Origin of the sequence: Polymorphobacter multimanifer (assembly GCF_014205635.1) — a bacterium.
GTDB classification, from domain to species: Bacteria; Pseudomonadota; Alphaproteobacteria; order Sphingomonadales; family Sphingomonadaceae; genus Sandarakinorhabdus; species Sandarakinorhabdus multimanifer.
Map to the genome: position 1 here is coordinate 1 of NZ_JACIIV010000050.1, position 9,557 is coordinate 9,557.

Sequence of the window (9,557 nt, forward strand, 5' to 3'; positions counted from 1 at the left end):
GGCTCGCGCACCGTCGTCGCGAGCCACTGGCCGGTGCCCGACGACTTCGGCGCCACCCAGCGGCTCATCTCCGGCCTGTTCGACCCCAATGCCAAGGCCGTCGGCGAAGCCATGCAAACCGCCGCCGAACGCCTCATGGACGACGCCGAAACCTCACACCCCTATTACTGGAGCGCGTTCGCAATCGTCGGGGATGCAGCCCGGCCCGTGCAGTAGGGGAGGCCTCCGGCGGCTGGGGCCTCGGCCCCAGACCCCGTCAACCAAGCTTCCGCAAGTCCGGCTGCATCACAGCTGGCGACCACCCTGGATTGGGGTCTGGGGCCCAAGGCCCCAGCCGCCGGAGGCACTTCGTGCCCGCCGGAGGCACCTTTCTCAATCCGCTGCCCGGTTCCATGCCGGCGTCGTCTCCCCGCGCAGCTTGCGCACGAAGAAATCGAACTGGCGGCGCTGGAGATAGTGGAGCGGCTCGGTCGAGCGTCCGGCACCGTGGCCGCCGTTGGGCACGATCATCTGCTCGAAGTCCTTGCCGGCGCGGATGAGCGCGTCGGCCACCTGCATCGACACGGCGGGGTCGACGTTCATGTCGAGCTCGCCCGAGACGAGAAGCAGGTCGCCTTGCAGCTTGTGGGCGTTGACCACGTTCGAGCTGCGATCATAGGCATCGCTCTCCGGCCAGCCGAGCCACAGCTCGTTCCAGCTCGGCTTGTCGAGGCGGTTGTCGTGGCAGCCGTTGTAGGCGACTGCGGCCTTGTAGAATTCAGGGAAGAACAGCAGCGCGCCGAGCGCATTCTGGCCACCGAGCGAGCCGCCATAGATGCCGACACGGCTGGTGTCGTACCAGCTGTACTTGGCGGCGGCAGCCTTGTGCCAGAGAATGCGATCGGGGGTGCCGGCCTCGCCGACGTTCTTGAAGGTGATGTCGTGAAAGGCCTTGGAGCGGTGCAGCGTGCCCATTCCGTCGATCTGCACGACGATGAAGCCAAGGTCGGCGTGCGCCTGCATGCCCACCACCTCGTCGCCACCGGCGTGGAGACCGAACGGCCAGAAGCGCTTGGGCACGAACTGGTCGAAGCCGGCACCATAGATATTCTCGATGACCGGGTAGCGCTTGCCGGGGTCGAAATCCTTCGGCCGAATGATGACGCCATGGATGTCGGTCTTGCCGTCGCGCGCCTTGGCGACAAAGCGCTCGGGCGCCTTCCAGCCGGCGGCGAGCAGGCGCGAGATGTCCCCGCGTTCAACTTCGGTCACCAGCGCGCCATCGGCGACGCGGCGCAACTCCATGACGGGTGGCATGTCGGTGCGCGAATAGAGATCGACATACATCGTCTTGTCGGGCGACAGCCGCACATCGTGGAACGCATCTGAAGTTGTGAGGGCGCGCAGGCCGCTGCCGTCGAAGTTTACCACATAATAATGCTGGAAATAGGGGTCGATGCCCTTTTCGCGGCCATTGGCGGCGAAGATGATCTGCCGGCGGGCTTCATCGACATGGACGATGCTGCGCACCACCCAGTCGCCGCGGGTGAGCTGGCGCAGCCGGCCGTTGCGGCCATCGGCCATGTAGAGGTGGTTCCAGCCGTCGCGCTCGGACATCCAGATGATCTCGCGGCCGAGACCGCCGACATCATGGTGCTGCATGCGCGGGGCATAGACGATCGTGTCCGACTTTTCGGTCACGACATCGCGCGCGTTCCCGCTGGCGGCATCGACCTCGACGAGCCGGTACACGGCATGACCGCGCTGGTTGTAGGTGAAGCTGAGCGCACTGCTGTCGGCGCGCCAGGCGAGCGGCGAGAGCTGATAGGCGTTGGGGAACAGCACATCGGTCGGTTCGACGATCTTGCGTGCGGCAATATCGATCACGACCGGATGATCCTTGTCGAGCCGGTCTCCCACGGTCGGGTATAGCTGGGTGATGAGCTTCGGCCGGCCGCCATCGGGCGGAGCCGCCTGCACGCGATAGACTTCGCGCGCAAAGCCCGGCTTCACCCGGTAAACCGCGATCTTGGCGGAGTCAGGCGACCAGACGATCGACTCGGGATCGTAGAAATTGCCCGGCGAGCCGTCCTGGGTGCGGAACACGATGCTGCCATCGGCAAGGCTGCGGACCACGATATTCTCGTTTGCAGTCACCGCCTCGAACCGGCCGTCGGGCGAACGGTGAGGCGTGTTGTCGGCCGGCACGCTCAGGTCACGCAGCACGCCATACATGTTCGGGCGGCGCAGCGAGGCCGGTGCGCGTGCGCAGGTGTAGCTGGTGAGCGAGCAACTGTAGCTGGCCTCGTCGATGCGCACGCGGATGCTGCCGTCGGGGCCGGTTGTGAAGGCTTCGAATGGCAGCCGGTCTGCACGAAGCGTCGTTCCGGTCGCGGCACCAAGACCCTTCGCCAGCCGATCATGATCGAAGGCCGGGCGATGCTGGCGGTTGCCGACATCAAAGGTGACGAACTCGAAGCCATCGCGTGCCGTGCGGCGATAGTGGAAGCTCTTGCCATCGTTGGCCCAGGCGGGCGCATCAGCGACCCTGTCGGTCAGATACATGGTGCGTTCCCGCAGGGTCAGCGACTGCTCATAGGCTGCGCGGTCCGGCCCGGTGACTTCGGCACCGAGCGCCATAGTGGTAATCGCCAAGCTCAATGCCGGCACGAGCATCCAGAAATTTCCCACACAACCTCCCCGTCGTAATTAATCCACGCACGTGCGCTCGGCGCACATTTGTCCGGACAAATCGGTTAACCCCACGGAAATTTACGACGCAAATCTTTCACAGGGTTGACCGCTGCATCGTAAATGCGCACATAAGTTCGCTATTGCAACACTCAACCTGGGGATGATCATGAATTTGCGTTGTTTGCTTATGGCGTCGTGCGCTGCGCTGATGCCCGTTTCCGTCTTCGCGCAAACTGCTGCGAACACCGCGGTGGTGGAAGAGGAAATCGTGATCACCGGCTCGCGCATCGTCACCCGCGACCTGCGATCGACCAGCCCCGTCACCACCACCAGCTCGGAAGAGCTGAAGCTCCAGGGCGTCGTGAACATCGAAGAGGCGCTGGTCGAGATCCCGCAGGCAGTCCCCGGCATCAGCAGCAGCAACAACAACGGCTCCAACGGCACCACCACCGTCAACTTGCGCGGGTTGGGCGATGTGCGCACGCTCGTCCTCGTTGACGGCAAGCGCTGGACGCCTGCCGGCAACACCGGCGTGGTCGATCTCAACACCATCCCCGTCATGCTGATCAAGCGCGTCGAAGTCGTTACCGGCGGCGCTTCCGCCGTCTATGGTTCGGATGCGCTCGCCGGCGTCGTCAACTTCATCCTCGATGACAAGTTCGAGGGCCTGCAGGCCAATGCCACCAGCTCGGTCACCGAGCAGGGCGATGGCTTCACCATCGATGCCAACCTTGTTGCCGGCGGCAGCTTTGCCGGCGGCCGTGGCCATGCCACCATCTGGGGCGGCTATACCAAGCGCGACCCGGTTTTCCAGGGCGATCGGCCGTTCTCCCGCTTTGCGCTCGCCGCAAACCGCACCGACGATGGCCTGATCGAATCGGGCTCGACCACGGCCTTTCCGGCCAATATCGTCCTCTCGGCCCCTGCCAATCGCGGCATCGACACCGATGGCGACGGCGTGGTGAGCTTCGGCCCGAACGGCACCCTCAATGCCCAGCAGAGCATCTTCAACACCAACCCAATCAACTTCCTGCAGGTCCCGCAGGAGCGCTATACCGCCGGCGCCATGTTCACCTATGAGCTGGCCCCGTCGATCGAAGCCTTCGGCCGCATCACCTTCGCCAACAACCGCGTCTCCACCCAGCTGGCGCCGAGCGGCACCTTCTTCGCGTCCTTCTTCATCAATCCGGACAACCCCTTCCTCGCCCCCGGCACCGTAGCCGCCCTGCAGGCCGAGGCGGGCCCCGGCGGTACCGATGCCAATGGCAATGTTCGAACCTCGATCGGCTATCGCTTCGCCTCGCCGCGCCGGTCGGACTTTTCGCGCACCGCCTATCAGGTGCAAGGTGGGCTTCGCGGCGATCTCGGCACCTGGCGCTGGGAGGCCTATGGCCAATACTCGCGCACCGAGCAGCAGACCTCGCTCACCGGTGATGGCGACCTGACCAGGATCGCGCAGGCGCTGCAGGTGCGCAACGTGAATGGCACGCCGCAGTGCATCAATGCTGCCAATGGCTGCGTGCCGCTCAACATCTTCACCAACGATCCAAGCCTTGTCACGCCCGAAGCGCTCGCCTTCATCAGCCTCGATCTGCAGGTGCAGGCAACCACCGAGCAGACCGTGTTCGGCGGCTCCTTCGCCGGCGATCTCGGCGAAGGCTTCAAGTCCCCGCTCGCCGACAGCCCGATCGGCATCGCCGTCGGCGTCGAATATCGCGCCGAAGATTCGGTGTTCCGCCCCGATGCCAACTATGCCGCTGGCCGCTCGGCAGGCTTCGGCAGCCAGGCCGTCGTTATCGGCGGCTTCAACGTCAAGGAGCTGTTCGGCGAAATCCGCATTCCGCTGATCGAGGACCGGCCATTCTTCCAGAGCCTCAGCCTCGAAGGCGGTGCGCGCGTGTCGGATTATTCGACCTCGGCCGGCACCGTCTACACCTACAAGGCCGGTGGTGACTGGTCGCCGGTGCGTGGCCTTCGCTTCCGCGGCCTCTACCAGCGAGCGGTGCGTGCGCCCAACATCAACGAGCTGTTCCAGCCGCAGGTTGAAACCTCGGTCACCGGCAGCGATCCCTGCGCAGGCCCCACGCCCGCTGCCGGGCGCGCCATCTGCGAAGCCGTCGGCGTGCCCGCCGGCCGCTATGGCACCGTGCCGCTGCCGCCTGCCGGCCAGTTCCAGGGCTTTGCCGGCGGCAACCCCGATCTGACCGTCGAGACATCGGACACCTACACCTTCGGTGTGGTGCTCAACCCGACCTTCATCCCCAACCTGACGATCACCGCCGATTATTACAGCGTCTCGATTGCCGACACCATCGAGCCGCTCGCCGGCGGCGGGCAGAACGCCCTCAATGCCTGCTATCTGCAGCTGCGTGACCCGAACAGCGTGTTCTGCCGCCAGATCGTTCGCGATCCGGTCAACGGCTCGCTGTTCGGCGGCAACGAGACTGGTGTCTATGCCACGCTCGTCAACACCGGCCGCACCAGGACCACCGGCTATGATCTGGCAATCAGCTATCAGGTGGGCCTCGGCAACGCCGGGCGGCTGCGGCTCAATGCCAATGCCACGATCGTCGACAGCTTCTCGCGCCAGGGTGGCGTCGGCCTGCCGGTGTTCGAATGTGCCGGCAAATATGGGGCAATCTGCAACCAGATCATCCCCGATCTCAAGACCGCGGCACGTCTGAGCTGGGACAAGGGCCCGGTGACGACCTCGGTCCGTTGGCGTCACCTCGGCAGCACCGAGCTCGATCGCATCGCGTTCGGCACCGATACCAACGGCCGGGCCCCCGTGCCAACCCTGCCGGCACGCAACTACTTCGATCTCGATGCAGCGATCCAGGTGAACGAGGGCCTCAGCTTCAACGCCGGCATTGCCAATGTGCTCGACGAGAAGCCACCGGTCTTCGGCCTCGACGTGGGTGGCTTCGGCGCTTCGGCCAACACCTACCCCGGCACCTTCGATGCGCTGGGCCGCAGCTACCGGATCGCAGCGACCGTCCGCTTCTGATCCGGGCTTCCCCATCCGGCGGGAGGGCGCCGGATGGGGAACACCGTCCTCTGCAAGCCCTCTTATTCGGCGGCCTCGCGCCAGTCCGCTGCCAGTCGCATGGACGGCGTCTCGGTCACGAGGCGTCGGACCAGCCCCTGCAGCTGCCGCGCCACAGTGGCGAAACCGGGCGAGAGCGTCAGCCGCGCCGGGTCCATGTAGAGGCTGCGGTCGATCTCGATCTGCACGGCATGGATGCCCGCCGCGGGCTGGCCATGATGCTCGGTGGTGTAGCCGCCCGCATAGGGGTTGTTGCGCGCCACGCGCAGCCCCGCGCCCTGAAAATGCTGCTCGATCAGCGTGACAAGTGCCGGATGTGCACTACGGCCATGCCGGTCTCCCAGCACGATCTGCGGCGGCTGCGCGCCCGATGGCCGCGGCATCGAATGGCAGTCGACGAGCACCGCGAAGCCGTGCCGCGCGCGCGCCTGGTGGAGCAAGCCTGTCAGCCGGCTGTGCCAGGGGAGATGCAGTGCAGCCAGCCGCCGCGCCGCTTCGGCCATGGGCAGCTTGCAACGATACACATCGAGCCCGTGCCCGGCGATTCGGGGCAGCACGCCGAGCCCGCACGCCACCCGGTCGGTTGCCGCGACCGGAACCGGCAGCCTGCCATCGAACATCGCCGGATCGAGCTCGTTCGCTGCCCGGTTGAGATCGAGAAACAGCCGGGACCAGCGCGCCCGCAGGATCGGCACCCCGCTCACGCCATCGAGCAGATGATCGACAAAGGCATCCTCGGCCCGGCGCAGTTGCGACAGGCTGAGCGGTGAGGCGGCCAGAAACGAAGCCGGATAGTCCCGGCCGGAATGCGGGGAGGCCAGAACGACAGGCCAGCGCCCATCGTCGTCCCCGGTCAGGCTGAAGCCCGGCTGCAGCGAATCGTCCATTCCTCGACTGTTAGGGGAGGGGTTGTCCCCCCGCCAGTGCCGATATGGCGCGCGCCTCCAGCAGATTGTCACATCCAATCGCACAGCCGGGCTTGCAAGCGCCGATGCGAGCCTCTAGAGGGCTGCTTCCGTGGACGCGTAGCTCAGTGGTAGAGCACTGTGTTGACATCGCAGGGGTCGCAAGTTCAATCCTTGCCGCGTCCACCATTTTCCCGCCGATACGGCCTGCGCGAAGCTCCACCGCGCCCTACCGTGATCATCCGAATGTCGTCAAAGGTGGGCGTATCCCCTTGCTCGGAAACTGTCCGACGATCGTGCTCGACAAGCGCCAGTTCAAGATGGTCTTCGGGACATGCATGGCAGAGGTGCGAACGGCGGGGTCCGTCGTGCCTCCGAGCGGAGACATCGATGACGCGTTCTGGAATTCTCCTGGTTTCGGTGCTTGCCGGCACAGGCGCAATCGCCGGCGTTGCCGATATTGCGCAAGGCGTGGCCTTGCCCGAGGCTCCTGGCAAGCAACAGATCCTGGACTCCTGTACGCGGTGCCATGGGGTCGACGTCATCGTCGCACAGCCGAGATCGCCTGACGAATGGGGAGAGGTCGTCGGCACGATGATCGGTCAGGGGGCTGCGTTCACTGACGAAGCGTTCGAGACGGTCATGGCCTATCTTTCCACAAATCTCGCGCCGCGCGCGGCATCGCCGGATTGAACGCAGCTATTCGCAGCCCCGGTGAAACATCGGCGGGTAGCTGACCGTGGATCCTTGATTGCCCGGCCAGCGCCCGCCCAGAGCCCTCCCAGAGCCCTCCGAGCGCCCTCCAACAGCCCGCTCAGGCCGCGAATACGCGCTCAGCGCGGCGGAGCGTCGATCAGTTCGTCCTCGATCAGCGGGATCGGGATGATCCCGGCACCATAGATGCGGTTCATGACGACCTTCATGTCGAACGGCTTTTTGGCGACATCATGCGCGTGGCTTATGTCTGCGATGAGGCGCTCCATCTGCAGTTTGCCGGTGACGTAGCTGGGGCCATAACCCGGTTGCCGCGCGTACAGGAGTTGTTCGAAACCCACCAACGGGCTGGCCGGGTCCGACCAGCCTCGCGGCGTCCACTCGGCATGGAACTGGCCGGCCTTGGCCAGGTCGAACTCGTTCGACTGGACGTAGAGCGATGCCAGGCCACGGGCGGCACGGTTGGCCAGCATGATCCAGACCAGCTCGCGGCCATGCGGAATGTCATCGTAGAGGCCGGCCTGCATGGTCACCTCTTCGAACGCGGTGGCAAAGCCCTCCGACCGGTCGGCGTAGATGCCGAACAGCGAAGGCACGCGGCGGATGGGGCTCGCATGTGGCTCGTCAGCCATGCGCGCAAGATCCATCCAGTGCGTGAAATGGGCGATGAGCGGCAGCGGGTCCTGCGAGGTCACATAGCCGAAGAACTGGCGCTTGTCGGGCGGGATGTAGCTGGTCTGCTGCGCGGCGATCGCGGCGCGGAGGTGCGGCTTTTCCTCGGCCAGGCCCGTCGCTGCCATGAAGTCGGAGAAATAGGCGGACTTCGCCCGCTCCATCTTGGCATAGGCCTCGGCGTTGTCGATTTCCTTGATGGGCGGGTTGTTGCGATTGCGCACCTCCTCGAGGCGCATCGACGTGATCGACCGGTCGAGTTCGCGCCGCAACAACACAACCTGCGCGTCCCAGTCATAGGGCATCATCGCGACGTTCTTGGTGTACCAGTTGTAATTCTCCTTGCCGAGGCCGGCCGGTCCGGTCTTCTTCGGCGCTTCGGCGTGGACGTGGTCGATGAAATCGAGCGTCGCGACGCCGGCGCTCGCAATCGCGCGCTTCAGCGCAGGGCTCGCATTGGCTGTGTCGGCCTTGATGCGGCCCTTGAGGGTGCGCATGATCAGGGTATTGTCGCCCAGTGCATTCAGCGTCTCGGCCTGCTCCTTGAACGCGCGGTCGCCATAGGCCCAGAAGTCTTTCACATTGCCGGCGGCAAGATTGGCCTTTGCGGCGGTGAGGATGGCGGGCACATTGCCGATCATCGCTGTCAGTCTGGCGTCCTCGGCCGGGCTCAGCGGAAATGTAAACATGTAGAGATCGATATTCGGGTGAGCATAGGGCCCTTCATGGGCAGGAACGTCACTCATGTCGGCGATGACATTGGCGTAGAAGGTCGGGTCCCGCTCCCATGGCTTCAGCACCCGGAGTTCGAAGTCGAGACCATTCATTTCGGCCTGAACAAGCTTGTGGTCGATGAGCGCACTCTCCGACCAGCCACTGGTATTAATCGCCTTCAGGCGCGCTTGAAATTTGGCGAGCTCCGCAGCTTTGCGTGTCGTGGCAGCAGGCGTGTAGTCGGTCGCTGCATTGCCCGCAGGCGCCATCACAAAGCCGCGCCAGTCGGAAAAGAGGGTCGTCAGCGCATTGTAATTCGAAGGCATGGCGCCTGTCGGAGACATCTGGGCGGCAGCGGGAGCAATGTACGCCGGCATGGCGACTGAAAGCGCCAATGCGGCCAAGGTGATCGATGCTCGGCTCATGATTTTTCCCCCTGATGTCGACACCGGGTATCATTGCGCAATCAATCGACCCCGTCAAATGTGGTAGCTGAAGAAATCTCCAAGGCCTTTTCGTGCAGGGGTTGCAAGCCTGGAAGCACTCTACACATCGAGTCTGTCCTGCAGCCTTAAAAGGCATCACGCTGCTCGGTAAAAACATAGCTTTTAGTACAAGGATACTGCAACGAGAATCGACCTTCGAGCAATGACTTTTCCAGGCTAAAAATATTGAAACCGATTCTAGGTATCGATCAATCCACTATATTTTGTTTCACCATCCCAGGCTTGATTCGTAGTAATTACCCACCCCCTTGCCAAGGGGTCGCGTCTATGATTCACACTATCCATGAATCGCGAGGAACTTGAGCAGCTTACGAAGCCTGAGTTGAT

General features: G+C 64.1%; 6 protein-coding genes and 1 tRNA gene. 4 read left to right on the forward strand and 3 right to left on the reverse strand.

Annotated elements, in window-relative coordinates; genetic code table 11:
- Positions 1–216, forward strand: a 216-nt coding sequence (locus FHS79_RS17920) for a CHAT domain-containing protein (RefSeq protein WP_184203124.1), incomplete at its 5' end; no start/stop codon positions are given.
- Between the two features lie 156 nt (positions 217–372).
- Here FHS79_RS17920 and FHS79_RS17925 read toward each other — a convergent pair.
- Positions 373–2,634, reverse strand: coding sequence for a S9 family peptidase (locus FHS79_RS17925; protein ID WP_243452991.1), 2,262 nt, complete (start codon positions 2,632–2,634; stop codon positions 373–375).
- 247 nt (positions 2,635–2,881) lie between these two features.
- Here FHS79_RS17925 and FHS79_RS17930 point away from each other — a divergent pair, with 247 nt between their 5' ends.
- On the forward strand, positions 2,882–5,680 hold the full coding sequence (locus FHS79_RS17930; protein ID WP_184203126.1) for a TonB-dependent receptor plug domain-containing protein: 2,799 nt from the start codon (positions 2,882–2,884) through the stop codon (positions 5,678–5,680).
- Positions 5,681–5,742: 62 nt separating this feature from the next.
- Here FHS79_RS17930 and FHS79_RS17935 read toward each other — a convergent pair whose 3' ends face one another.
- On the reverse strand, positions 5,743–6,606 hold the full coding sequence (locus tag FHS79_RS17935) for an N-formylglutamate amidohydrolase (RefSeq protein WP_184203128.1): 864 nt from the start codon (positions 6,604–6,606) through the stop codon (positions 5,743–5,745).
- Positions 6,607–6,738: 132 nt separating this feature from the next.
- On the opposite strand from FHS79_RS17935, the gene FHS79_RS17940 reads away from it, so the two are divergent.
- Positions 6,739–6,813 (forward strand) — tRNA-Val (locus FHS79_RS17940).
- A gap of 201 nt (positions 6,814–7,014) precedes the next feature.
- Positions 7,015–7,317 (forward strand): hypothetical protein, encoded by a 303-nt coding sequence (locus FHS79_RS17945; RefSeq protein WP_184203130.1) that lies wholly within the window; start codon positions 7,015–7,017, stop codon positions 7,315–7,317.
- Between the two features lie 140 nt (positions 7,318–7,457).
- Here FHS79_RS17945 and FHS79_RS17950 read toward each other — a convergent pair whose 3' ends face one another.
- Positions 7,458–9,149, reverse strand: coding sequence for a DUF885 family protein (locus FHS79_RS17950; protein WP_184203132.1), 1,692 nt, complete (start codon positions 9,147–9,149; stop codon positions 7,458–7,460).
- Positions 9,150–9,557 lie beyond the last annotated feature (408 nt).